The following is a 25,599-nucleotide window of genomic DNA, read 5'->3' as shown; positions in this document are numbered from 1 at the left end:
GATATAAATTGAAATATGCTTTACGAAAACGGTAGATATATGCTGCGCGATATAAATGAATATATTGCCTTCAGAGATATAATTTTCCTCATTCGCGGCAATTCTGGAAATTAATATCCTTCAATATCCAATATCCATGAATATCAATTTCAGGGATATTTCAACCTATTTACTTTATTTCAAAATCCAATAACCCTTCAACCAAAAACCCATGATCAAGAACAATGTCAAAATCGCTGTCAGAAGCCTCTTCAAACAGAAGGTCTATACATTCATCAATGTCCTCGGTTTGGCAGTGGGGATTGCGAGCTGCATATTGATCGTACTTTTTATACAAAATGAATTCTCTTATGACAGATTTTTCAAAGATCAGGACAGGATTTATCGGATGTCATTGGAAAGGATTTACCCAAACCATTCCACTTATTACGCCATCATTCCCCATTCATTTGCAGGAGTAGCAAAAGAGACATTTGCAGAAATCGAGGAAGCAACCATCTCTTCAAGATTTCCAAATGTGGAATTGACTTACAAAAACCCAAGGGATGAAGAAGTCAAATTCGACGAAGAGATGATCATATCAGGAGACAGCTCATTTTTTAAGATTTTTGATTTTGAAATAATCAAGGGGAATTCAGAAAATCTCTTTAGGAAGGGTAATGAGATTGTCGTGACAGAAGAGTTGTCAAAAAGGTATTTTGGTGGGGAAGACCCATTGGGTAAACTGATCCGGATCGGTGAAAACCTGGAATTTACAGTTGCTGCCGTGATAGCTGATATTCCGCTCAATTCCCATTTCAAGTTCAGCGCGATTGTATCCAACACCGGTTTTCCATTTCTCCAACAGGAGAATTTCACCGGTTTTTCCGCATTCACTTATTTCAAACTCCGGGAAGGTACCGATCCGGCAGTCTTAGAAGCCAAAATCCCTCAATTAGTGGATAAATACGCAGCCGGACAGATCGAAAGGGAATTGGGTAAATCCTGGGAAGAATACCGGAATGCGGGAAATGGCTATCGGTACTTTCTCCAGCCATTAAATGCCATCCATCTTTTTCCGACTTACCTCGAAGCGCAAATGAAACCTTCGGGCAATATCAATTCTGTCTATATTTTGATTGCGGTAGCGTTTTTGATATTGGGAATCGCCTGTGTCAACTTCATGAACCTCGCCACAGCTAGGTCTTCCGAGAGGGCCAAAGAAGTGGGCATCAGAAAGGTGATGGGCTCCCTCAGGCCGCAGCTGATGCGGCAGTTTTTGACTGAAGCCATACTTTTGAGCGGAGTAGGGGTTTTCTTGGCTTTGGTCATTGCACAGTTTGCCATTCCTTTTTTCAATGACCTGACCGAAAGAAATCTTCAACTTCCGTTTAGCTTCGGCTTTGCATTATCCATCTTGGGCATCATCCTTTTTGTGGGACTTTTGGCGGGTTTATATCCTGCATTGGTACTGTCCTCCTTTAAACCTACGGAGGTCATGAAAGGGCAGTTTACCGGCAGCCAAAAAGGAAAATGGATCCGAAACGGCTTGGTGGTGTTCCAGTTTTGGATTTCCATCATCCTGATCATCGGGACTTTGGTGATCAGGGATCAGATGGCCTACATGCAGCATATCTCTTTGGGTTTCGACAAAGAACATGTTTTGGTCGTCGAAAGGGGATTCAGCTTTGGTCCCCAAAACCTCAAAACCTTTGTCGAAGAACTCCGCAATATGCCTGAAGTTGAAAATGCCGCGATCGCTTTTGCATCACCGGGGCAGGAATCCACCTTTTTTGGGATTCAGTTTCAACCTGAAGGATCTTCCGAAATCCTTACCACCAAATCCATGGTAGTGGCAGACGGAGTTTCAGAAACATTGGGCCTTGAAATTTTGGAAGGAAAAGGATTTTCGGAAGACACCAATGATTCACTTTATGTATTGCTCAATGAAACAGCCGTCAAAGTCATGGGCATCGAAGATCCGATCGGCTCCAAGCTTATGGAAACACAAAACACACCTGAAGGAAATGTCATAGTAGCACACACGGTCATCGGCGTTGTAAAGGACTTCAACTTCATTTCACTCAGGGATGAAATCACACCTTTGGTACTGCAGAATACGGAAAGTTTTGGTACGAATATCGGCGGACAGTATGTGTTTGCACGGATCAAACCCAATCAGACCCAAGCCGCCATCGAAGCTATCGAGGCCAAATGGAAAGCAATCGCTCCGGCACAGGCCTTTAAGTTTTCCTTTTTGGATGAAAGCCTCGATCAACAATACAGGGAAGAACAGCAGACAGGAAGGATTTTTTCCATATTTTCTGTTTTGGCCATCTTCGTTTCCTGTATCGGATTGTTTGCCTTATCGGCTTATATTACTTCACTTCGTACCAAAGAGATTGGAGTGAGGAAGGTTTTGGGTGCTTCAGTAGGCGGGGTTGTGATGATGCTTTCCAAGGATTTTACAAAAATGGTTTTGATTGCCTTTGCCTTGGCAGTACCGGTCGCTTGGTGGGTGATGGAAAAATGGTGGCTGCAGAATTTCGCTTTTAGGATTAATGTCAACTTGTGGATCATCCTTATTTCTGGCATTTCGGTCTTGGCAATTGCTTGGCTGACCGTCAGCTTCCAATCTGTCAAAGCTGCCTTGGCCAATCCGGTGGATTCTTTGAAGTCGAATTGAAAATTGAATCACCACAGTGGTCTCTGAGGGCACAGAGGTGAATAATCAATTCTCCTGCAAATCTCGAAGATTGACGTAGAAAAACAGGCAGTCACTCTGATCCGCCGCGGCGGATCACATTCTTCTTGGCTTCCTTTTAGCCCGATATTTTTTAACCGCAAAGGTCGCCAAGGTTTCGCAAATGGTCGCCATGGTCCAAGCTTATTCTATTTTTTCTCTGTGTACACTGTGAACTCTGTGGTGTTTTTTTTCCAGAGCCATGGTCGCCAAGGTTTCTCTTTGGTCACAATGAAATATCCTTGAGATACCTCATCCTGATTTTTGTAAATCCATAATCAACAGGATTTTTAATTTTTGAAGAAATAGATTCTTTTTAATTTGAAATAGTGTGAAAGTATAAGAGATTGTTTGGTACTTTGAGGGTAATTCAAATTTTTTTGTAAGTAAATTTATTTCCTTTTTATCAAATTATTTGGATAAATGATAACTTTAGAAAACATCCCAAACAGTTTAAATAATCAACAAACCTAAACTTGGAAAAAATGAAAAAATCCACCAATTATTTTTTTGCTTTAGCCTTATTTATAGCGGTTGCTTGTAATCCACCAACCCAAGAGAATGAAATAATTTCGCAGGATTCCGGGGTTTTGGACCGTTCTATTCTTCCGATCCAAGAACCGTTATATCCGGCAATCAACGAGCTCGATGCACGCAATGTTACTGCGCCTAAACGGTTTCAGGTAAATGCACCCGAAAATGCACCCAACGTGGTCGTGGTGTTGATTGATGATATTGGCTTCGGGCACTCCAGTGCTTTCGGAGGTCCGATCCACATGCCTACTTTGGAAAAACTGGCAGCAAACGGATTGAAGTACAACCGTTTTCACACGACAGCTTTGTGTTCACCTACACGGACGGCCATACTCACAGGGTATAACCACCACTCCAATAATGCCGGTGCCATCATGGAAGTTGCTACGGCATTCCCGGGCAATACAGGAATCCGTCCACAGACCATCACTCCTGTAGCTGAAGTGCTGAGGCTGAATGGCTATAGTACTGCGGCATTTGGAAAATACCACGAAACGCCACCATGGGAAGGTTCTGTGTCCGGTCCTTACGATCGTTGGCCTTCGCATTCCGGTTTTGATAAGTTTTATGGCTTTATCGGAGGAGAAACAAACCAATGGCATCCAATGGTTTACGATGGGACGACCCGTGTCTATCCAAATGTAAAAGACGAAAATTACCACTTTACAAATGACATGACCGATCAGGCCATCGCATGGATGAACACGCAGCAATCTCTTACTCCTGATAAACCATTTTATGTCTATTTTGCTACAGGAGCAACCCACGCACCACACCATGCGCCAAAGGAATACATTGAAAAATACAAAGGAAAATTTTCCCAAGGTTGGGATAAGGTTCGCGAAGAAACATTGGCAAGGCAAAAAGCATTGGGCGTAGTTCCGGAAAATACAGTACTCGCCCCAAAGCCTGAAGCCATTAAGGATTGGGACAAACTAACTGCAGATGAAAAGAAACTGTTTGAAAAGCAGATGGAAGTTTTTGCAGGGTTTGCGGAACATACCGACAGTCAGGTTGGCCGTTTGGTAGAAGCCCTTGAAGAACGTGGGGAGTTGGAAAACACGATTTTCTTTTATGTGGTCGGTGACAACGGCTCAAGTGCTGAAGGCGGAATGATCGGAATGTTCAATGAGAATACCTACTTCAACGGTGTCCAAGAAACACTCGATATGCAAATGAAAGTAATTGACAAACTAGGTTCAGAGCATGCTTACAACCATTTTGCTGCAGGTTGGGCCGTGGCAGGAAATACGCCTTTTACCTGGACCAAGCAGGTTGCTTCAAATTTTGGAGGTACACGAAATGGTATGGTACTCCATTGGCCTGCAGGTATCAAATCAAAGGGTGAAGTTCGCTCCCAGTTCCATCATGTTGTGGATGTGGCCCCGACCATTTATGAGGCAGTGGGAGTTCCTGCGCCAAAGATTGTCAATGGCATAGCCCAAAGACCGATTGAAGGTGTCAGCATGAGTTATTCCTTTGACAATGCAACAGCGGAAGACACCCGCAAAACACAATACTTTGAAATGATCGGCAACAGGGCCATTTACCATGAAGGATGGTTTGCGGGTACCATCCATAAAGCACCGTGGGAAGGCCAACCAAGGCGTCCTCTTCAGGAAGATATTTGGGAATTGTATAATGTGGATGAAGATTTCAGCCAGGCCAATAACCTTGCGGAACAAAATCCTGAGAAACTCGAAGAGCTGAAAAAGAAGTTTATGGAAGAAGCATTGAAATATAATGTGTTGCCCATAGACGACCGCAGCATCGAGCGCTTCGATCCGGTGATTGCAGGTAGACCTGACCTCATGAACGGCCGTACCAAACTCGTGCTTTATGAAGGGGCAAAGGGTATTCCTGAAAATGCTTTCATCAATGTAAAAAACACTTCCCTGTCCATTACAGCTGAAGTGGATGTTCCTGCCAATGCCAACGGCGTTATCATCTGTCAGGGCGGGGACTTTGGCGGATGGTCTTTCTACATGCAGGATGGAAAACTAACCTACTTCTATAATTGGGTGGGACTTGAAAAGTATTCAGTCACCTCCAAACAAAAAGTGGAAGCAGGCAAACATACCATCAAACTTGATTTTGCCTATGACGGTGGTCGTGGAGGTGGAGGCACTGCCACCATTTCAGTGAATGGAAATGTAATCGGTGAAGGGAAAATCACCAGGACCAATAGCAATACCTTTGGAATAGATGAGTCTGCCGATGTCGGAACTGATGAAAACACCCCTGTAAATCCGGCTTATGCGGATAAAGAAAAGTTCACCGGTAAAATTAAATCGGTGACCATCGAGACCAAACCTGGAGCAAAATGAAACTCTAAAAATGAGATTATAAATGAATAAAGGGCGTATTTAGGCCCTTTATTCATTTTAATCCAACCCAATTTGTTATCCTGCTTCTCCGGAAGCTGGATATTTTTTTAACCGCAATGGCCGCCAAGGTTTCGCGAAGATCGCAATGGTCTAAGCTTACGCTGTTTTTTCTCTGTGCACACCTTGAACTCTGTGGTGTTTTATTTTTAACCGTAATGGACGCAAAGATTTCGCAAATGGTCGCCAAGTCTTACATCCCAAAAAATCTATTCTTCCATTTGTAAAAATACCCCGATCACGGGGTTTTTTGTTTGTCAAAGAAAAGGTAAGTTTGAAATTGTGGTTATTTCAATAATATTTGGGAAATCAGTCTATTTTAAAATGCTTTACTTTATTCCTGAAGAAAGAAACTTACTAAAAGCCAAATAATAAAAAATGGATAATAATTTGATAAACAAACTTGAAAAGTTCTACGACCTTAATGATCATGAAAAACAAGAAACTTTGATTTCAATTTTGAATCTTGCTAACGATAACCCAAAAAAATTTATAAATGCAATTCAAAATGAAAAATTCAATAGACTTAATAACCTGCCCATTATTTATGAAGCTCTATCGAAGGATTTGGATAACTGGGCGGACTTTTTTATAACTGAGATTGAGCGTCTATTTGAAACTGCCAAACAATCAAATACTCCGTATAGCATTCTTAATCATCTTCAAGAATTTACATTTATTGATCCGAATAAATTTAAACATCGGGACAGAATTGTAGAAATTTTAGCAACACAGTTGGATAATGAAAATTCTACTTTTCGATTTTGTGCTCTGGATCTATTACCAGATTTTGTTAAAGACGATGATATGCTGACAATAAATAAAATGAAAAAGCTTCTAAAAGATGAAAACTGGAGGATTAGATATTGGACGTATCTAAATTTGAAAGATATTGGAGTTCTAGATGAACAAAATGATAAATTATCCTGGACAGATAGATTAAGATCAAAGTTTCTTAATAATTTAAAGTTTCAATGATAAAGAAATGTGGTAGGTAACAATTTTTTACCTCGCTTGGGAGTAGTCTATACGGCTGATCTTGGACTGTATTGTGCCGAAAGCTATCGGCATGCAATTCCATCCTTATATTTTTGAAAATCCATTCTTTTTCTTCCTCTATAAAAAAATACCCCGATCACGGGATTTTTTGTTTGTCAAAGAAAAGGTAAGTTTGAGATTAGAGTTATTTCCACAAAACTAGAGTAAGCATGCTATATGGATGCTTTCCTTTATGATTGGAGAAGGATACTAAACCTGATTTTATGAAAATACAAAAAACACTGATGTTTTTGATTATGGGCCTTTCACATCTTGGAGCCTGCAACGGACAATCCGGTAATAGTTCTCAATCATCTGATAATAAGAAACAAATCATGGAAAATTTTGAACTTTCACCCGAAAAGGCACATCCAAAAGCAAAAGTCTTATTGAACGAACCATTTTATTGGAGTCCTATTGAAGAATCAGGCCCATTTGGAAGCGATGACGGTTCGGATGCTTTTTATGGTTTCTTAGATTGGAGGGAATCAAACGAAACGTCAAGCCCAACGGTATTTCTTTCAGACCTTATTGATGAATGGGGTTACAAGCCATTTGACTTTAATGAATTGGACGAAGAAATCCTTAAAATTTACATTTCATCCAATGAAATCGGAGCTAGGACTTTAAAGGGACAAGACGATGCCATCATTGCAATAGGCTTTGGACAGTTTGTCTTGGAAGGTAAAATTGATGAGGACATTAAATTGTTAACAAAAACTGCCCTTAAGCGAGAACTTTTACCTATCCTGATAGACTCATGGGATGGAGAATACAAAAAAACAAGGATAGAGCAATTGAATAAAATGCTTATTGTTTTGGGATAAAATGAATGATTGAAATAATTAAAATAGAAAGTATTTGAGAACCAGACAAAAAAGCACGGATCAATGACAAACAACGGTAAAGCTAAAATTGAAAAAACATTCGGAGGACTAAAAATTATCATTCCTTCAAAGAAAAATTGGTTTTCATTGCTGTTTGGGACGGCATGGATGGGCGGGTGGATTTTTGGTTTTGTATCAGCCTCTGATTTTTTGTTTAACTCAGGGATTGATAATTCAGGAGCAAGCGGCTTTTTGGCATTTTGGCTTTTAGCTTGGACTGTTGGTGGACTGGCGGTTTCCTTTATGCTCCTTTGGGGGTATTTTGGTCAAGAAAAATTTATAACTGACAGAAATGAAATTTTATTTGAAAAGTCTGTATTTGGAATAGGAAAGAAAAATAGAATGGAAATTTCAGCAATTAAAAACTTCCGGACAGAAAAAAGTAATGATGATTTATTTAGCGGAAATCGTATGGCATTTTGGGGTCTTGGACCTGGGAAAATAAAATTTGACTATGGCCTCAAGACCTTTTCGTTTGGACTTGGAGTCGATGACGCAGAAGCAAATTACATTGTTGGACTATTGAAAGAACAATTTAAAGAACAATAAACCGACGATTGGACAAATAATTTTTTCAGAAGCAGCCCGACAAAAAAACTGTCTAATTTGCTTATTGGCAATTCTTAAGGCAAAATACCCCTCCCTTTGATTATAATGTAGACAATTGAAACTGGACAGGGGGGTACCGAAATCTATCGGCATGTAATCCCACCCTTTTATTTTTGGAAATCCATTCTTTTTCTTTATTAAAAAACACCCCGATCAAGGGGTTTTTTGTTTGTCAAAGAAAAGGTAAGTTTTATATTGGAGTTATTTCCACAATATTAGGGAAAGCATGCTATATGGATGCTTTCCCCAATTATGGGATAAAGCAAAACGTTATGCGTAAGCAAATGAACCTACACCCACATGATAAGGAAGATTTTAATTAACAGAATTCAATTTGTTTTCTTTCCCGTCCTAATTTTTATGACACTATATTTTAGTCACAAACTTGGGTTAGAAAGATTTAGATTTGAGTTTCTCGACATTTTAGTTTTTCTAATGATTATTGGAATCTATTTTTCAGTATCATCAATTAAAAAAATACTAAAATTAAAGGCTTTCCGAGACAATATAATTTCTGAAGGGAGGACTAAAGAGCCAAAGATTACCAAGATGGATTTCCCTTTCCGAACAAAATTTGTTGAATTTGATATTGATATATCGAGCAAAGAGATAGAGGTATTTAAAGGAAGAAGAAAATTCCTAACAATTAATAAGTCAAGTGAAATCTTAAAATTTCATTCATTTTTATTTAAAAGAAAGATTGAGATAAATGATGTGAAATTTTTACTACTTGAATATCATCACTTTTATGAGTACACATTTAATGGTTGGATGTCAAGGGGACAATTTGATAATTGGAAATGGTTAAATACAATCTCAATAGTTCTTAATTCAGGAAAAATAGTGGAATTAATTAGTGGATCTCTTGAAGAGTCAGCCTATAAAAGTGATTTTAATGAATTGACTGAAAATCCCTTTGGAAATTTGCCCAAACAGAAAGTGAAAAACTATTTAGGTATTGGAGAAAAAACAGTAAATCTACTTAGTGGTGAATTGAATTTAAAATATTTAATCATTGATTACCCCCAAGGAATGCCTATGCATAAAGTAACCTTGGATACAGCAGGCAAAACTGAATAAATATGAAAATCAGTATCTTTTGGAAGTCAGGAGAAAGCTTGAAGGAAACTGCTTCGAATGTCCGCCAACTCCAAGCTGAGTCCCGTTAGCCACAATCAAAACCAAATGAAGAAAAAAACAAGAAACATTTTACTTATTAGCATCTCAATATTGGTTGCTCTATTTTTTTATGGAAGACACAATTTTGGCGACGATAGACAAAGTTTTAGAGAAATCGTATCATCAGCAGGTGTTGGAGATGTCAGCACTGCTTTTTTCAAAATGGAAGAAATAAAAAGTTTCTCCAATCCGATAGTGAATTTTATTTATCAAAGATGGAAGAAAAAAATGTATGCTCGTTTTGTTTCAAAAGAAGAAGTGTTTGAAAATACCTCGGGAAACAAAATAGTAAACGACATTTCCAACATTTACCGTGAATATTGGCGAGTGGAACTGATGAAACCCGTGCCAGAAAGCATAACAGACTCCACACTTTATAATAACATCGCTGACTATGTACTTTCCAACAATCTAACAAGACTTCCAAAAGATAGCTTACTAAAGAATATTAAAGATGACTCTGTGTTGAAAAAAATAATTGAGAAAGAAGGATTTAAAGTAAATTTTAACTTTCGAAATGGTTTTCAAGAGTTATTTATTTGGAATAAAGAAAGTACAGAAAAGTATGATGTGATTTTGCCAAAAGAAACTATCAAAACTACTGTTGTATTTATAGAAAGCTATCATATAAACGGCTATGACGAATTTGCAACATTTGGCGATTCTCAAGTTGGTGGATGGGCTACAAAAGATTCTACAAAGCTTTACTGTAACAAAAGCACTTATGATTTAAATTCAGAGAAATTTAAAGTTTCTTATTTAAAACATGAAAGTTTACATTTTACTGATTTATATAATTACCCAAACTTAAGTGCTACTGATTTGGAATATAGGTCTAAGGTTATTGAATTGATGTATTGTACCGAAGAAACTATTTATGACCGAATCTCAGAATTTGTGTCCGGAGCGAATAAAGCTGACAGGGATAATGCTCATCCGTACGCAAACTATATTTTGATTCAAAATATGTCGAAATTGATATTCAATTCCGAGTTCAACTCAGATATTAATCAATGGAAAAAAGTGTCGGTCGATAAAATTAACAAGGCCGCATCCTCATTGTATGAATCAAATGAAAATATACTACAGAAGGACAATAGCATAAATGAAATAATATAAACCCCCTTTGAGTGTCGTTTAGAAAATTGAAACTGGACTGGGTGGGTGTCTACAGCTATCGGCATGCAATTCCACCCTGATATTTTTGGAAATCCATTTTTTTTCTTTCATTATTAAAAATACCCCGATCACGGGATTTTTTGTTTGTCAAAGGAAAGGTAAGTTGGATATAGGAGTTATTTCCACAATATTAGGGAAAGTATGCTATATGGATACTTTCTCCTATATTAGAATAAAGCAAAATATTGTGCGTCATTCTCAATATAAATAACACGTTGTATATCATATGAAAAAATATTATTTTTTGATTGTAAGTAGCATACTCCTTGGTTTGTCCATACTAGCTTTCTCAGACAATTTGATAACTGATGTTGGTCAGAAAAGTAACAGTGACCCAAAATTTATTATTCACGGCTTATTTTGTTTTGCCTGGTTTATTATGCTTGTCATACAAACCAACTTTATAAAAAAAGGGAATCATAAAGCTCACATCAGTTTTGGGGTCGCCGGTTTAATAGCCGCTATCGGTGTATTCATTACTACAGTATACATATTTGTTGTTATTTTCAATGGTTGGAATAACATGGAGCCAATGGTTAAGGCAAATAGATTTTTAATATTTGGTTTTGCAATATTGGTGACCTTGGCATATTTGAAAAGAAAAAGGCTGCCCTATCATAAAAGGCTTATACTTGTTGCATCCTTTTTTATGTTAGGACCAATTTTGAGCAGGTCAATTGCACGTACAAATCTTGATTCACTCCTCATTTCAGACCTAAGTTGGGACATTGCCATTTTTGGGACATGGTCTGCTTTTTTTATTTCACTTTTTATTTATGACTGGACAATTAATAAGAAATTTCATCCCGTTACTTACTTAGGCTTTATTACTTTTTGTATTATTTATACAATTTCTTTTCATGCATAAGGTATTTTAAATAACACGAACCCACAAAAATGTAAATAAAAAATAGGCTAATTAGTAGTAAAATCAAGGCTTTTGGCACGTATCAAAATTGTTGCTTTACCGAAAGTTTAGTGCTTCGTAATCGCGTACTTTTTTACATAATAATCTTTATTTTTTCAGAATCTGTAATTCCTTTCCCTATCTTTTTCAATCTTCAAACTTACCATTCTCCTTTGGGTGTAGTTTAGACAATTGAAATTAGACTGGGTGAGATTTGTAATTCCACCCTTTTATTCTTTGGAATTTGTAATTCCAATTCCGAGAAGTTCAACCCTTGGCAGCTGATCGCTGATAAAAAATCCTGAATTCTTCCCAAGCCAAGAAATACCTTTCTCGAGAACCGGGAGGTAGGAGTATTTTGCCCAAAGGGGGTACTTCCCAAGTGGAGGGGGGTACTTCCGAAGTACCCCCCTCCACTTCATTACCTACCCAAGTCACCTTTTTACTGACACGGGTCGCCTTTTTGCTGACACGGGTCGCCTCGGAGGTGACACGTCTCGCCTTTTAGGTAACCCGTCTTATCTTTTTGCACCTCGCTGTCACCTTTTTGGTGACTCGTCTCACCATTTTGGTAACCCGTGTCACCTTTTTGCTCCTCGCTCTCGCCTCGGAAGTGACCCGTCTCACCTTTTTGGTTCTCGCTGTCAGCTTTTAGGCGACACGATGGTTCTCCGAAGTGGGTGAGGTGATATTTTTGGACAGGCCTGTAAGGTATTGGAGTAGGCTATAAGGCTTTTTCCTTGGACATGATGGATGTCAATAGCTATCGGCATGCAATTCCACCCTTATATTTTTGAAAATCCATTTTTTTTCTTTCTCTATTAAAAAATACCCCGATCACGGGATTTTTTGTTTGTCAAAGAAAAGGTAAGTTTGATGGGGTAGGGTTATCCAATTAATTATTGAAATCATACGTGACTGAAATGCTTTTCTTTATAAGGTGAGAAAGTGTAAGTTAGTCAGAAGTTAAAAACAGAAAATCAATGACAAGCGAACTATACATAAAAAACTTCTTTTCAAATGTTGAAACAAAAATAAAACTAACAGAACAATTAAAGAATTATTATGGAAAGGAAATCGCTCCAAATTTTAATTCATTTGACTTTTGGTGGATAGACGAAAACAAAGTTTCTGCTATAATTTCATTTTTTTTAAATCCTATTGAAACACACGAACATGGTTATGTTTATTTAAGACACTTTATTAAAAAGTTTGAACTTGATTTTTTTCAATTCAATGAAAATGATAAAGTAACCGTACAGTGTGAATACAGGATTGACAAAGGAAGAAGAATTGATATAATTATCAATAAAAACAATTTTGAACAAGTAATTGCAATTGAAAATAAAATCTATGTTGGTACAGCAGACCAACAAAATCAGATTGCTGATTATTTGGACTTTTTAGCATCCCAAACTAAAAATAATTACTGTTTAATTTACTTAAGCCCACAAGACAAAACAGTTTCAAATGAAAGTATAAGTGCAGAAGAAAGAGAAAATTATATTAATGAAAGCAGGCTAAAAATTCTATCATATGAAGAGCAAATGATTGAGTGTCTGAATGAATTTGGAAATTTAACACAAAACAATAGAGTAAAATCTTTTATAAATGACTTTGAAAAAAAGCTAAGAAGAATGTATATGGGAGAGAAAAACATTAATACTCAGGAAGTAGTAGTTGATTTGATAAATGAAAACGTTCAGAATTTAGAAATAGCATTTTTAGTGTCTAATTCACTGCAAGAAGTTAAGCGACAACTTAAACATAAATTTGAAGAACAGATATTTGAAATTGGCCAAGAGTTAAATTTAGAAGTGAAAGGCCTAAAACTAAGACCAAGTAAATGGACAAACAACAGAATAATATTTAACTATGAAAAAGGAGGACTTTTATTTGGTTTAATCAGGCTCCAACACGACAACAATAAAACACGATTTCCTGAAATAGAAACCCAATTAGAAAATGAATTAAGAGAAAAATTCTTTGTTTCTGGCTGGTGGCCAATGTGGCAATTCTTCTATAAAAATATAGAAAATAGCGAGCAATTTTGGATTGACATAGAAAGTGGAAAAGCCAAAGAGAGGGCAAAGACCTTCATAAAACTAATATGTGACAATTTTAATGACGAGAAATATTAAAAAATCAACTACTTAGATCGGTTGGCAAAAATGCCGAGTTAAGTTCCTTGTGAAAGTTTGCAAGAGAGGTATTCCGCAATTATTTTATTGGATGAAGCCAAGGTTTCGCAAAGGGCCGCTAAGTCCTATTTCAAAAAAATCTATATCTGTCTTTGGTAAAAAATACACCGACCACGGGATTTTTTGTTTGTCAAAGAAAAGGTAAGTTTGAGATTGGAGTTATTTCCACAATATTGTGGAAAACATGCTATATCGATGCTTTCCTCTATAATAGAATAAAGTAAACCGTTAGCTGATATTTTAAGAGACCAAAGTACAATGACGAAAGTAGCGATAGAATTAAATAAAAAAAGCGTTGTATCTCTACAACGCTTAATGCGATACCCCGCTCTACCACTGAGACGTATTCCCCCAAAATTATTTGACGCTTGTGAGGGAAGTTGGATTCGAACCAACGACCAAGATGGACTCTTTATTTATTTTCGATACGTAAATTTCAGCTTTTCTGATATGCAAAGTTAAATAAAGATGGAAAATTTCAAATCAGAACCCTTTCAAAAATTTCTGCACTCACATACTCGTTTGAATAACTATATAAAGGTTTCAACGGTAGCTGTTGATTTCCTTTATAAATCTAAGGAGGATTCAAAAGAATTATCTGAACACATAAATACACTAATTCTTGAAGCGGGGGAAAGATGGACCCCAAGAATAATTAAGAATATAGAGAAAGAAGTAGCGCAACTAAAAAATGACCTATCAAAAACTGGAATTATTTGGGTTTATTCAGCTTTTGATGTTTTTTTCAAACAGGCCGAAGGGCAGTTATCTAGCTTTTTCCCAAAATTAACGGTAGACAAAAATGTTTGCAACAATGAAGAGGATATAGAAGAAAAGAAAGAGTCTAAAATTATTTCACTCTATGCAAAACTAGGTTGGCCAATTGACAACATTAAAGGAATTCTACCTGTATTGAAATTTTATGAAGTTCTGAGGCATTGTGTTGCACACAATATGGGGCATCCAACCACGAAACTTATTGAAATCTCTGAAAGTGATGATTTCCAAATGGCAATAAAAAGTTGGGAAACAAAATATATTAAAAAAAAAATATCAGACCCTCCAATTGTGACGAATGAATCTATAGAGCTAAAACCCCATCATTGTATTATGTATTCGGAGACTTGTCTTAGAATTGCGACTGACATAAATACTAGAATATTTGAAAAATTTGGACTCAACTATTTTATCGGTTTGACAATAAAGAGTCATTTAATTGAACCAAGTAAATTAAAAAAGCCATTCTGTGAAAATTTTTCGAGGTATATTGTTTATCATTTAAAACAAGACTTCGACATATCAATCTCGCCCTATGACAAAATATACGATTACTACAGTGATGAGAATTTGAAAAAACAACACAAATTAAGATACATGACACTGAAAAACATCAGCTAACAGCACCTACCCAAAAGTGGCGGTTAAATGGTTAAATCAAGTTTTGTGCTTCGTATCAAGTTCAGTGCTGGCAGACAGTTTAGGGCTTCGAAATCCCCTTCTTCGCCTATTGCCTACCTTTTTAGAAAACCGAATAAACAGAACATATTAAACAGAAAAAAAATGACTGAACAAGAAACTTACATGCATGGAAATTCTTATGAGTTTTTTATAAGAAGAGCTTTTAATTGTGAACGTGGAAAACATGGTGCTGAAACGGCTTATTTTAAGTTTTTATTAATGGCTGATATTGGTAAAAATTTTCTCTCAAAGCCTTATGAAAAACAGTTTAAAGATGTAAAAGGATATATCATTAAGGCCATTGACAAATTCCTACAAAGAAAACCAACCTCCGACGAACAAATATTTCTTGCATCAATGCGAGCGAGAGTTGAGTCTGCCGAAAATGCAACTGACCTTGTTAATCCAATCATCGAGGGTCTTCATGCTACTCAACGGTATCGAGATTTATAATTACCAAATTAGCCCCCCGTGTCATTTCGAAAACAAAGAGAAACTTAAAATTTCCGCAATGCCTTTCCACTAGAAAATCTTATCTCAATCCAAGGAGAAAGAAAAAATTAAAATAAAGAAATAAGTTAATATGGGATCACATTTTGAGAATCTAAGTTCTAATACTCTTTTTCATTTTACAGGCTCTTTAAAGAATTTAACAGGTATTTTAGCCAGCACATTTTTACCTAGATATTGTCTTGAAGTACCAAATTTTTTTAAGAAAATTCCTTTCAATTCAAACCTTGCCTATCCTATGGTTTGTTTTTGCGACATTCCTTTATCAAAGGTTAAGAGGCACATTGGACTATATGGAAACTACGGGATAGGTTTAAGTAAAGAATGGGCAATTAAGAACAACTTAAGTCCTGTAATATACACAAGGAAAAATGCAAAAACTGCCAATACAATTGAAAATCTAATTTCTTGGTTTGATTCAATACAAGAGAAATTGTCTGAAGATGACAAATTTATTTTTAGAAAAAGTTATTCAGAACTTTTAATGCATTTAAAACCATATTATGGGAACATGATAAAAGATGGAAAAATCATTAAAAAAAGATTCTATGATGAAAGAGAATGGAGATGGATTCCAGAATTAGATCCAAAATTGTTTAGATCACATTTGCTAAAAGATGAATTTAATGATCAAAATATAAAAGAAGTAGAAAATAAAAAGATAGCGGTTTTTAGAAAACTGAATTTCAAACCTGAGGATATAAGATACCTCATAATTAATAATGATGATGAAATCGATTCCTTTATTCAAGATCTGGAATCAATAAAAGTAAACTTCAATAGCAGAGCCATTAAAAAGTTGACCTCTAGAATAATAACTAATGATCAAATAATTAAAGATTTTTAGAAAAATAAAGCCCCCTTTGGGTGTATTTTAGACAATTGAACCTGGACTGGATGGTGCCGATAGCTATCGGCAGGTAATCGCTCCCCCTTTTTTTTGGGGGATTTGAAATCCCACTCAAATGCCATTCCCAAGAACCTAGAGGTAGGAGTATTTTATTTTTCAGGGGTACTTCCGAAGTACCCCCCTCCACTTCATTACCCCACCGTCAGACCTATTTACTCCTCGCTTGCACCAATTTGCTCGGACGTTGAACCTTTTTGGTTCACGCTTGAGCCTTTTTACTCCGACGTTGATTCTTTTTGCTTCGACGTTGGACCTTTTTGCTCCAACGTTGAGTCTTTTTGGTTCAACGTTGAGCCTTTTTGTATCAACGATGAGCCTTTTTGTATCAACCTTGGATCTTTTAACCTTAACGTTTAGTCTTTTTATTTCAACGTCGGATCTTATTGTATCAACTTTGAGTCTTTTAATATCAAAGTTGGGTCTTTTTACATTATTGTTGGGTCTTTTTGTATCAACTTTGATTCTTTTTGCTCCGACCTTGGACCTTTTTGATTCAATGTTGCGCCTATTTGGTTGAAGCTTGGACTTTGGGGGCTCACTGGTGGGGTATGGAAGTACCCATTTCAAAGACCTATCCACATTTCATATGCTCCGCTGGGTGAAATTTGCAATCCCACCATTTTATTTTTTGGAATTTGTAATTCCAATTCCTTCTCTACTGTTCCTGAAATTACATGTAGATTGCCCGAATTCGGACATTTTTGATCGGGTAGAGCTTGTGCGTAGGCGGACAAATCGCTTAATTCTTTCAATTTGGGCCTCTTTCTGTGGCATAGAACTGGCAAAGCCAACAATATCAACTGATGCTTGTTTCTCTTTTGTCCCTTTTCCCAAATCCTCATTTTATACTCCCATGATCCACAGCTACCTTCGCATTGCCTGGAGAAGTCTAACCAAAAGAAAGCTTTTTACTTTTATCAACCTCACAGGTTTGGTCTTGGGCCTAAGTTCTTTCCTGTTGCTCTTTTCTTTTGTAGCATCTGAATGGACCTACAATGATTTCCATGCCAACAAGGATAATATTTACCGGCTTGTGGTGACGGATGGGGTCAATGAACCTGAGGTCTTTCTTCCTCCAGGATATGCGGCGGTAATGGAATCACAGTTTACGAATATAGCCCAAGTCAATACCTTGGCAAGTCAGATAGCAGGTGGATTGGTCATCATCCCCGATACCAAGGAATCTTTCAAAGAGGATCGGATCATGTATGCAGACGGGGATTTTTTCAGGGCATTTTCCTTTCCAATACTAAAAGGCAATGCCGATCTGACCCAACCAAATACGGTGGTAATTTCAGCTTCATTGGCTAAGAAGTTCTTTGGCAGTGAAAACGGCATAGGCAAAACCATTCAGGTGAGCAACCAATTTGGCAAAACCGACTATACCGTCAGCGGGATTTTGGATGAAATTTCTGACAGGTCTGATATCAAAGGAGAGATCTTTCTCTCCATCCATACTTTGGAAAATCAAGCCAATAGAAATGGCAATGACTGGGCAGACCCCAATGGGATGGATTCCGGTTTTGTCAACCTCTTTATTACCCTCAAAGACGGAGTTGACAAATCAAATACAGAAAACCTGATCACGCAATTTGTAAGGCAAAATCCGGATGCCAAGGACGAAACTGTCATTTTGCAGCCATTATCGGAAATCCATCTGGGCAATTCCCTGTCTGACCCTTTGCCGACGCAGGGAAGTATGGGAACCGTTCTGGTTTTTGCAGCCATTGCTTTGTTGATATTGGCCATAGCCTATGTCAATTACCTGAACCTTTCCGCTGCAAACATCCTTACAAGGATCAAGGAAATCCGGATGAGAAAAGTGCTTGGCGCCGGTAGTTGGCAGCTTGCACAGCAGTTTATGATCGAAACATTGCTGCTGATGGCATTTGCATTCGGGATTTCTTTTTTGATTGTCAATCTTTTGGAAAGCCCGTTTGAGAAAATATTCGGACAGGCGCTTTGGTTTGGGGCTTATGCATTACCGGTATTTTGGTTGGTGATTTTTGCCATATTCATGCTTTGTACCCTTCTTTCAGGATTTTATGTGGTGATGCTGTCAGGGAAATTTGGCCATCAGTTTCAGATCAATTTTCAACCAAAAAGCAGTCAAACGCTCAAGAAATCTCTTGTTATACTTCAGTTTGCCATATCGGTGACCATCATTGTCGGTACCATTGCGATCCGCGACCAACTCAGTTTTATGCAAAACCAAAATCTGGGCATGGATATCACACAGAAGCTCGTGATAGACGGGCCAAGTGATATCGGTGAAAACGGTGCTTCCAAAATATCAGCTTTCAAATCAACCGTCAGGTCACAGGCTTTTGTGGAGAAATTAAGCACCTCCAATGCCTTACCCGGAATCGGGTACAATTTCTTTGCGAGTGGCATCACGCCGATGGTCCCTAGGCCTGAGGATAAAGACAAATCCTATGGCATGATGATCATGGATGATGAATTTGTCAATACCTATGGCATGACCTTGGTGGCAGGAAGAAATTTCACAACTGAGGAAGCAAGCCAAGGATGGGGTAATTCCAAAAAACTCATGCTCAATGAAAAAGCAGCATTGGGCTTGGGATTTGAATCCGCTGAAGCGGCAGTGGGGCAGAACATACTTTGGGGAGAACCATTTGAAGTTTTGGCAGTGGTCAAGGATTACCACCATATGTCACTTAAAGAAGAGATCAAACCGATGGTTTTTTTGCCATCACAGGGTTCGGGCTATTTTAGTTTGGTTGTTAGGAGCGATCAAATGAAAGCCAATCTTGAATCCCTCCAAGAAATCTATAAAGACATTTTTCCCGGAAATCCCTTTTCCTATTTCTTCATGGACGAACGGTATGCCGTGCAATACAAGCAGGAACAGCAATTGGGTGAGGCTTTTTTGATAGGAGGGATCATTGCCATTCTGATATCCTGTATGGGTTTGTTTGCCTTGGCAGCTTACACCGTGCAGCAAAAATCCAAGGAAATCGGAATCCGCAAAGTCCTTGGCGCCAGCAGTGAAAGCCTTATCCAACTTATAAGTAAGGATTTTGTGATCTTGGTCGGAATTGCTTTGCTGTTGGCATTTCCAATTTCTTGGTGGGCGCTTGATGCTTGGCAATCAGGATTTCCTTACAAAGCAGGAATCTCATTTTCCACATTCCTGTTAGCGGGCGGTCTGACCTTGTTGATCGCATTGGTGACTGTGGGTTCGCAGGCTTTGAAAGCCGCTTGGGCCAATCCCGTGGATTCCATTAAGGATGAATGAAATTTATAAATCTCCACAGAGTTCACAGGGGGGCATGGAAGGCAATGAGAAAAAGGAAAAATGTTTGTGGACAGACAAACATTGGCGAAATAATGTGAAAAGGGTTAAGAGTTAAAGATTAATGGAATTTGGGGAGGTAAACAATTGCTACAGATTCTTTATTTCTGTTTCTCCGGATCCTTTGAGATAAACATTATTCCCTGCGATTGTTCCTATTTGACCCTAATCATTTTCCTCCTTCAAATTGATGATATAAGACAAAAGGGCGTCAGTCTCTTCTTCGCTCATACCATTGAGCAAGCCGTTATACATCAATGACTTTTCATATGATTCTTCACTCTTCACTTCAGCCTTTGGAATATCCAAGACGCGGTTTCCAATAACCATCAACTTGATATAATCCTGGTCCGTACCCACAACTCTTCCCAAAAATACCTCGCCATTCACATTGGTGATTTTAGTAGCAATCATTCCGGGTTTTAACCGTAGGGAAGGATTGTTGATTTCCTCGAGCAATTCAGTTTTGGAATAGAATTTTCCAATGTCCATGAGGTCAGGACCGATTAAGTCACTATTACCATCTACACTGTGACAGGCGCTACAGGCTTTTTCGGCAAAAAGCTGTTTTCCTGCAACCAAAACATCTTCTGAGGAGGGAGTCGTTTTTTCTTCAGCGAGCATTTCGCGCGGCATGGGTTTGATCCAAGGGGCATAGGTCATTCTGTAAATGGCCCCTTCTATCTGTTCGATAGGCTGATACCAATAGTCGGTCTTTCCGACATGGGTAATGTAAAGGTCACCATTTGACCCAAATGCCAAATCGGATATTTTCGGAATTCTTTTGGCTATCGGTATTTCCTCAATTTGGTAAGTTCCATCTTCTTTGCGTTCTATTTCCAACCTGCTGATAGCCCCCCGTTCCCATCTTTCACCCGGTCCAAAAAATGATACAAAAAGGTCACCTGCAGTTCCACCAAAATCATTTGTCAAGGGATTGAAAACCATTCCTGCAGGTGCCACTTCGGAGACAAAATTGTGAATCGGCAATTCCTTGGATTCAGGATTGTTGTATTTAACAGGATGGTGTCCGTAGAATTTGCCCTGCTGTGCGAGATTGAGTTCTTCGGTGGGATTTCCTCCGCCGCCATTGTCTATAAACAAGAGGTCATTGTATTGATTGAAAACCATACTGTGGACTGATCTCACTCCTGTAACAAATTTTTCTGCTTCTTTTCCGTCAGGGCTGATTCGGAGTACCGCACCTCTAAATCCATCGGGATCCGCGGCTGCGCCTGCATTCCATGAATCTGTGGACAAAACAACATATAGGTAGCCATCAGGACCAAAAGTCAATCCGGAAGTAAATTCATAGGGATGTTCTGATTGTGGTATACGATCAAAAAAAGTTTTGCTGATATCAGCTTTCCCATCACCGTCTTGGTCTGTATAAATCCGGATTTCTTGTGCCGTGCCTACGTAAAGTTCATTGCCTTTGAATAAAAGGCCGACAGGAGTGCGGAGTCCATCATCTTTCACATTACAAAACAGCCTTGCCTCATCTTCCCAACCATCTCCATCAGAATCATGGAGCGAATAGATTTCTCCGGTGTTGTTTGCTACATACAGTACACTGTCCGGTCCCAAGATGATTTTAACAGGATTCCTGACTTTGACTCCTTTTTCTATAGGAAGTTTGGTGATGGCATAAGAACCAAAAACATCGATATCTTTCTCCCTCAGCTTTTCAATTGTTTCCTGACCAAGAGTGGATTTTTCTTGATTTTGACAAGAAATAATCAAAACGGTTAGAAATATCGAAAAAACAAAGGAGCTTATTTTAGAAAAAAGATAGACCATGTTGGCCTCTTTATATGTCGTGCTCATAGGTGCTTTTGATTAGTAAAAACTCAAAATATTTAAAGGATAGAATTGAAGAATGGAAAAAAAGAAAAACCTGTATTAAATGATATTTTCCCCTATTTCAAACCTATTAAATGTAGGTTAAAGGAATTAAATTTTGATTCGAAATTTGAATATTTATTTATTACAATGAATCAAATCAAAACACGGGAAAACCAATAGTAAAAAACAGGTTCAAGGTCTTTGAGTCCATAGAAATGAGGAAGTTACCAGATCCTAATCATTTCCGCATTCCTAAATCCAAATTCACAAAGTCTTCCTTCAATTTATTGACCGTGAGCGAACAAAATCAGTCCTGTACGGACAATGAATGTTCTTAAAATTGCCAATTTATACTCTTTAAGCCTGTTTTTGGCTTTGGCACAATCTCTGAAAAAGATATGGAAACCAATTCTTATTCTATAGCCATGAAAAACAGCAAATCCATCATTCTCGCTTTTTCTCTTTTCTTTATTGCCATATCAGTTTTGGCACAACAAACCGAAACCCGTACACCGGGCAATTTTACAAAAATATACTCAGGCGGAAGTTGGGATGTCATCGTCCAAACGGGAAACAAAGACGAGGTCCGCTTGGAATCCTCCAACATTTCCCTGGACAAAGTCATCACCGAAGTTGAAAACAATACCTTAAAAATTTCCCTCGAAAAAGGCAATTACCGGAATATCGGCTTGACTGTCTATGTGACTGTCAGGGAGGTGGAAGGTTTGAAAAGCACCGGTTCGGGAAGTATCAAGATGCAATCTGATATTTCTGTAGGGTCGCTTTCCCTGGGAAATACAGGTTCAGGGAGTGTCATTTTAAAAAATGTAAATGCGGACAACCTATCTGTGGGATTGACAGGATCAGGAATCGTGTCCATCGCAGGTGGAACTGTAGGAATGCTTAGTGTATCCCAAACGGGTTCAGGCGATTTCAAAGGGTCTGAATTGGTGGCTGAAGAAGCAAGCATCAACAAAACAGGATCAGGACAATCATACATCGGCATGGTAGAAAACCTGAATGTGAAATCCACGGGTTCCGGAAATGTCTATTATTCAGGAAATCCTGAGAGGACCAATATATCCTCTACAGGTTCGGCAAGGGTGATTAAAAAGAGTGATCAGTAGACATTAATCAGTGGTCAGTATTCAGTTTTTGGAATGATGAATTCGGAATGATAAAAATTAAAAATGTTGGATTCGAAAAGAAAAAGAGATACAAGATGCAAGTCGCAAGATTCAAGACTTGACATCTCGACTATAATGAGAACTCGACAACCTGCCTACCGTAGGCAGGCGCGCAGCAGACAACAATTATAACAATTACAACCACTATAACCACTACAACCACTAGAACTCTACAACCATGGTCAGTAACTATTTTAAAATCGTATTCAGAAATACCAAAAAGCATCCGCTTTATGTCATGATCAATATCTTTGGTTTGGCTGTGGGGATGGCAGTAAGTATTTTGATTCTTTTGTTTGTCAAGCATGAACTGAGTTACGACAAATACCATGAAAATTCTGACCGAATTGTTAGGGTTTCCCGGGCTTGGTTCAATCAGGATGGAGAAATCAGTCTTCACCTAGGCCATGCTGCGCCGCCTTTTGGGCCACTGATCAAATCTGACTTTGGAGATGATGTGGAACAAACAGTAAGGTTTTTCAATTTCAATCCTTTAGTCAAATACAATGATGACGCGTTTGTAGAGGAGCGCTTTTTTTTCGCTGATCCGGAGGTTTTCGAAGTGTTTTCATGGAAGCTGCTTGAGGGAAAATCTGATGTGCTTGGCCAATTCAGCGATGCGATTATCCTGACTGAGACCATGGCCAAAAAATATTTTGGCAATGAAAATCCTATCGGAAAAACCTTGGAATTGGAGCTTGTCGGAAACAGGGTCCCTTTTCAGGTTCGAGGCCTGATGGAAGATGTTCCTGACAATTCTCATTTTCAGGTGGATTTCCTCGCTTCAATGCGGCCTGTCAAGGATTTTTATGGAGGGGAGGAGCAGATGATGCAAAATTATGGTTCCAATAATTTCTCTACTTACCTTCTTTTGGCCGAAGGTGTGAAAGCAGAAGTTTTGGAAGCTAAATTGCCGGAGTTGATCGATAGACATATGGGCGAAAATCAGGCTGGAGTTCCTGCTTCCAAAGGTACCCAATTGTTTCTTTGGCCTTTGACAGATATTCACCTGCATTCCAACCTTGATTCAGAAATAGAACCAAACGGAAATATCGATTATGTCTATGTTTATCTGGCAGTAGCGCTGTTTATCCTTTTGATTGCCTGCATCAATTTCATGAATTTATCCACGGCACGTTCTTCACTGCGCTCTATGGAAGTGGGGTTGAGGAAAGTGATGGGGGCTGACAGGTCCGGTTTGGTAAGGCAGTTTATGGGAGAGTCGTTTGTTCTGGCATTTATTGCTTTGGTTTTTGCGGTGATTCTGGTATTTGTGTTCTTGCCGGTTTTTGCCAATTTCACGGATAAAGCATTAAGTTTTAACCTTATTAAAAATCCTGAGTACTTATTTGGATTGCTAGGTTTGGCGCTCTTTGTTGGTTTGATATCAGGAAGTTATCCTGCCTTGTTTCTATCAGGATTTACACCTTCCAAAGTCCTGAAAGGTGTCTTTAAAGCTGGTTCGGGACACAAGCAATTCAGGTCAGCCTTGGTTACAGGTCAGTTTGCCATATCGGTCATGCTGATCGTGGCGGTATTGGTAGTGATAAGCCAACTCAATTTTATGCAATCCAAAGACCTTGGATTCAAGAAGGATGATCTGGTGGTCCTGCCTGCCAATCAAAATATAACAAGCAATTATTTGATCCTCAAGGACCGGCTGGAAAACCATCCCGGTATCAGGGAAGTGAGTATTTCTAGCAGGGTTCCATCAGGCAGGTTGCTCGATTCGCAAGGCGCTTCTGCAGAAGTCAACGGTGAGTTGAGTCAGGTCAATGTGCGGATCGCAGATATCCATGTTGCCCATAATTTTACCCAGACATTTGGTATTCCGATTGTGGCAGGCAGGACCTTCGATTATTTACAGGCGACAGATTCTACAGAAGCATTTGTCTTAAATGAAGCGGCTATCAGGGCCATCGGTTGGTTAAGTCCTGAGGAAGCTGTTGGAAAGCAATTCAACTATGGCGGCAGAAAAGGTTATGTGACAGGTGTAATGAAGGATTTTCATTTTGAATCGCTTCATCAGCCTATTGTTCCGATCGTATTTATGATTTCGGTGGATCGGAGCAATCTTGTGACCATCAAAATAGATGCAGACAAGAAAGAAGAGACTTTGGCCTACCTGAAAGAGGAATGGCAGCAGTTGAGACCCGATTATCCCTTTGATCCGCTTTTTGTGGATGAAGGATTCAACAGGCAATATGAAGCCGAAAATAAGGTGAAGACCATCTTCACTTTTTTTGCAGGGTTGGCGGTACTGATTTCAATTTTAGGTTTGTTGGGTTTGACCACTTTTGAGACCGAGCAAAGAACCCGTGAAATCGGAATCCGAAAAGTAATGGGAGCAGAGACTTTCAATATTGTGACATTGTTAGGCAAAGACTTTATGAAACTTGTCTTTTTCGGATTTTTGATAGCTGTGCCCATTTCCTGGTATGGCATGTCACAGTGGTTGGAGGATTTTGCCTTTAGGATAGGGATTTCTTGGCAGGTATTTTTGATTGCGGGCTTGGTAGCAGGTTTGATTGCAGCAATCACCGTGTCAGGTCAGGCGATTAAAGCGGCTTTGGCCAATCCGGTCAAATCGATAAAGAATGAATAGATAAAAAACCCTGTTGAACCTAGAATGAGAAAACCCATCGTTGGCTATTGCCCGGTGGGTTTTTGTTTTATACTGGCGGAGATTTCATTTTTAACGAGCGTAGACTTCAGTTTTGCCCACTGGCGGAC

17 protein-coding genes are annotated in these 25,599 nt (G+C 38.5%); 15 read left to right on the top strand and 2 right to left on the bottom strand.

The annotated features are described in order from the left end of the window. Window positions 1-211 precede the first annotated feature (211 nt). The 12 genes from NU887_RS09890 (at window position 212) to NU887_RS09835 (ending at window position 16,455) form a co-directional block, all read left to right on the top strand. Entirely contained in the window at window positions 212-2,665 is a 2,454-nt protein-coding gene (locus NU887_RS09890) for an ABC transporter permease (RefSeq protein ID WP_258423202.1), read from the top strand. Between the two features lie 542 nt (window positions 2,666-3,207). Then, a complete protein-coding gene (locus NU887_RS09885) occupies window positions 3,208-5,583 on the top strand; it encodes an arylsulfatase (RefSeq protein WP_258423201.1) in 2,376 nt (791 codons plus the stop codon). A 435-nt stretch (window positions 5,584-6,018) separates the two neighbouring features. Continuing rightward, entirely contained in the window at window positions 6,019-6,618 is a 600-nt protein-coding gene (locus NU887_RS09880; protein WP_258423200.1) for a hypothetical protein, read from the top strand. 284 nt (window positions 6,619-6,902) lie between these two features. Beyond that, a complete protein-coding gene (locus NU887_RS09875) occupies window positions 6,903-7,505 on the top strand; it encodes a hypothetical protein (protein WP_258423199.1) in 603 nt (200 codons plus the stop codon). Between the two features lie 63 nt (window positions 7,506-7,568). Further along, window positions 7,569-8,114: a hypothetical protein gene (locus NU887_RS09870; RefSeq protein WP_258423198.1), complete on the top strand. Its 546-nt coding sequence runs from the start codon at window positions 7,569-7,571 to the stop codon at window positions 8,112-8,114. 420 nt (window positions 8,115-8,534) lie between these two features. After that, a complete protein-coding gene (locus NU887_RS09865; protein ID WP_258423197.1) occupies window positions 8,535-9,254 on the top strand; it encodes a hypothetical protein in 720 nt (239 codons plus the stop codon). 105 nt (window positions 9,255-9,359) lie between these two features. Next, complete coding sequence (locus NU887_RS09860; RefSeq protein WP_258423196.1) at window positions 9,360-10,472, top strand: hypothetical protein; 1,113 nt, start codon at window positions 9,360-9,362, stop codon at window positions 10,470-10,472. A gap of 286 nt (window positions 10,473-10,758) precedes the next feature. Beyond that, entirely contained in the window at window positions 10,759-11,400 is a 642-nt protein-coding gene (locus NU887_RS09855; RefSeq protein WP_258423195.1) for a hypothetical protein, read from the top strand. 1,022 nt (window positions 11,401-12,422) lie between these two features. Further along, window positions 12,423-13,580: a PDDEXK-like family protein gene (locus NU887_RS09850; protein ID WP_258423194.1), complete on the top strand. Its 1,158-nt coding sequence runs from the start codon at window positions 12,423-12,425 to the stop codon at window positions 13,578-13,580. A 528-nt stretch (window positions 13,581-14,108) separates the two neighbouring features. Beyond that, window positions 14,109-15,038: a hypothetical protein gene (locus NU887_RS09845; protein ID WP_258423193.1), complete on the top strand. Its 930-nt coding sequence runs from the start codon at window positions 14,109-14,111 to the stop codon at window positions 15,036-15,038. A 162-nt stretch (window positions 15,039-15,200) separates the two neighbouring features. Continuing rightward, window positions 15,201-15,551 carry a hypothetical protein gene (locus NU887_RS09840; RefSeq protein WP_258423192.1) on the top strand — a complete coding sequence of 117 codons (351 nt, stop codon included), beginning with the start codon at window positions 15,201-15,203 and terminating at the stop codon, window positions 15,549-15,551. Window positions 15,552-15,681: 130 nt separating this feature from the next. Continuing rightward, window positions 15,682-16,455 (top strand): abortive infection system antitoxin AbiGi family protein, encoded by a 774-nt coding sequence (locus NU887_RS09835; RefSeq protein WP_258423191.1) that lies wholly within the window; start codon window positions 15,682-15,684, stop codon window positions 16,453-16,455. Between the two features lie 159 nt (window positions 16,456-16,614). Here NU887_RS09835 and NU887_RS09830 read toward each other — a convergent pair whose 3' ends face one another. Then, window positions 16,615-17,085 (bottom strand): hypothetical protein, encoded by a 471-nt coding sequence (locus NU887_RS09830; RefSeq protein WP_258423190.1) that lies wholly within the window; start codon window positions 17,083-17,085, stop codon window positions 16,615-16,617. Window positions 17,086-17,371: 286 nt separating this feature from the next. On the opposite strand from NU887_RS09830, the gene NU887_RS09825 reads away from it, so the two are divergent. Continuing rightward, the gene (locus NU887_RS09825) at window positions 17,372-19,777 is read left to right on the top strand and encodes an ABC transporter permease (protein ID WP_258423189.1); all 2,406 of its coding nucleotides are present in this window, start codon (window positions 17,372-17,374) and stop codon (window positions 19,775-19,777) included. A gap of 222 nt (window positions 19,778-19,999) precedes the next feature. Here the strand turns inward: NU887_RS09825 and NU887_RS09820 are convergent, their stop codons facing one another. Further along, the gene (locus NU887_RS09820) at window positions 20,000-21,661 is read right to left on the bottom strand and encodes a DUF7133 domain-containing protein (protein WP_258423188.1); all 1,662 of its coding nucleotides are present in this window, start codon (window positions 21,659-21,661) and stop codon (window positions 20,000-20,002) included. Window positions 21,662-22,077: 416 nt separating this feature from the next. Between NU887_RS09820 and NU887_RS09815 the strand changes: the two genes are divergently transcribed. Next, complete coding sequence (locus tag NU887_RS09815; RefSeq protein WP_258423187.1) at window positions 22,078-22,806, top strand: head GIN domain-containing protein; 729 nt, start codon at window positions 22,078-22,080, stop codon at window positions 22,804-22,806. A gap of 238 nt (window positions 22,807-23,044) precedes the next feature. Then, a complete protein-coding gene (locus NU887_RS09810; protein WP_258423186.1) occupies window positions 23,045-25,471 on the top strand; it encodes an ABC transporter permease in 2,427 nt (808 codons plus the stop codon). Window positions 25,472-25,599 lie beyond the last annotated feature (128 nt).

Source organism: Aquiflexum gelatinilyticum (assembly GCF_024741135.1).
GTDB classification, from domain to species: Bacteria; Bacteroidota; Bacteroidia; order Cytophagales; family Cyclobacteriaceae; genus Cognataquiflexum; species Cognataquiflexum gelatinilyticum.
This window is presented reverse-complemented; position numbering and strand designations above follow the sequence as displayed.

Coding starts and splice junctions, on each gene's coding strand:
- NU887_RS09890 (WP_258423202.1), top strand. CDS start 212: ATGATCAAGAACAATGTCAAAATCGCTGTCAGAAGCCTCTTCAAACAG.
- NU887_RS09885 (WP_258423201.1), top strand. CDS start 3,208: ATGAAAAAATCCACCAATTATTTTTTTGCTTTAGCCTTATTTATAGCG.
- NU887_RS09880 (WP_258423200.1), top strand. CDS start 6,019: ATGGATAATAATTTGATAAACAAACTTGAAAAGTTCTACGACCTTAAT.
- NU887_RS09875 (WP_258423199.1), top strand. CDS start 6,903: ATGAAAATACAAAAAACACTGATGTTTTTGATTATGGGCCTTTCACAT.
- NU887_RS09870 (WP_258423198.1), top strand. CDS start 7,569: ATGACAAACAACGGTAAAGCTAAAATTGAAAAAACATTCGGAGGACTA.
- NU887_RS09865 (WP_258423197.1), top strand. CDS start 8,535: ATGACACTATATTTTAGTCACAAACTTGGGTTAGAAAGATTTAGATTT.
- NU887_RS09860 (WP_258423196.1), top strand. CDS start 9,360: ATGAAGAAAAAAACAAGAAACATTTTACTTATTAGCATCTCAATATTG.
- NU887_RS09855 (WP_258423195.1), top strand. CDS start 10,759: ATGAAAAAATATTATTTTTTGATTGTAAGTAGCATACTCCTTGGTTTG.
- NU887_RS09850 (WP_258423194.1), top strand. CDS start 12,423: ATGACAAGCGAACTATACATAAAAAACTTCTTTTCAAATGTTGAAACA.
- NU887_RS09845 (WP_258423193.1), top strand. CDS start 14,109: ATGGAAAATTTCAAATCAGAACCCTTTCAAAAATTTCTGCACTCACAT.
- NU887_RS09840 (WP_258423192.1), top strand. CDS start 15,201: ATGACTGAACAAGAAACTTACATGCATGGAAATTCTTATGAGTTTTTT.
- NU887_RS09835 (WP_258423191.1), top strand. CDS start 15,682: ATGGGATCACATTTTGAGAATCTAAGTTCTAATACTCTTTTTCATTTT.
- NU887_RS09825 (WP_258423189.1), top strand. CDS start 17,372: ATGATCCACAGCTACCTTCGCATTGCCTGGAGAAGTCTAACCAAAAGA.
- NU887_RS09820 (WP_258423188.1), bottom strand. CDS start 21,661: ATGAGCACGACATATAAAGAGGCCAACATGGTCTATCTTTTTTCTAAA.
- NU887_RS09815 (WP_258423187.1), top strand. CDS start 22,078: ATGGAAACCAATTCTTATTCTATAGCCATGAAAAACAGCAAATCCATC.
- NU887_RS09810 (WP_258423186.1), top strand. CDS start 23,045: ATGGTCAGTAACTATTTTAAAATCGTATTCAGAAATACCAAAAAGCAT.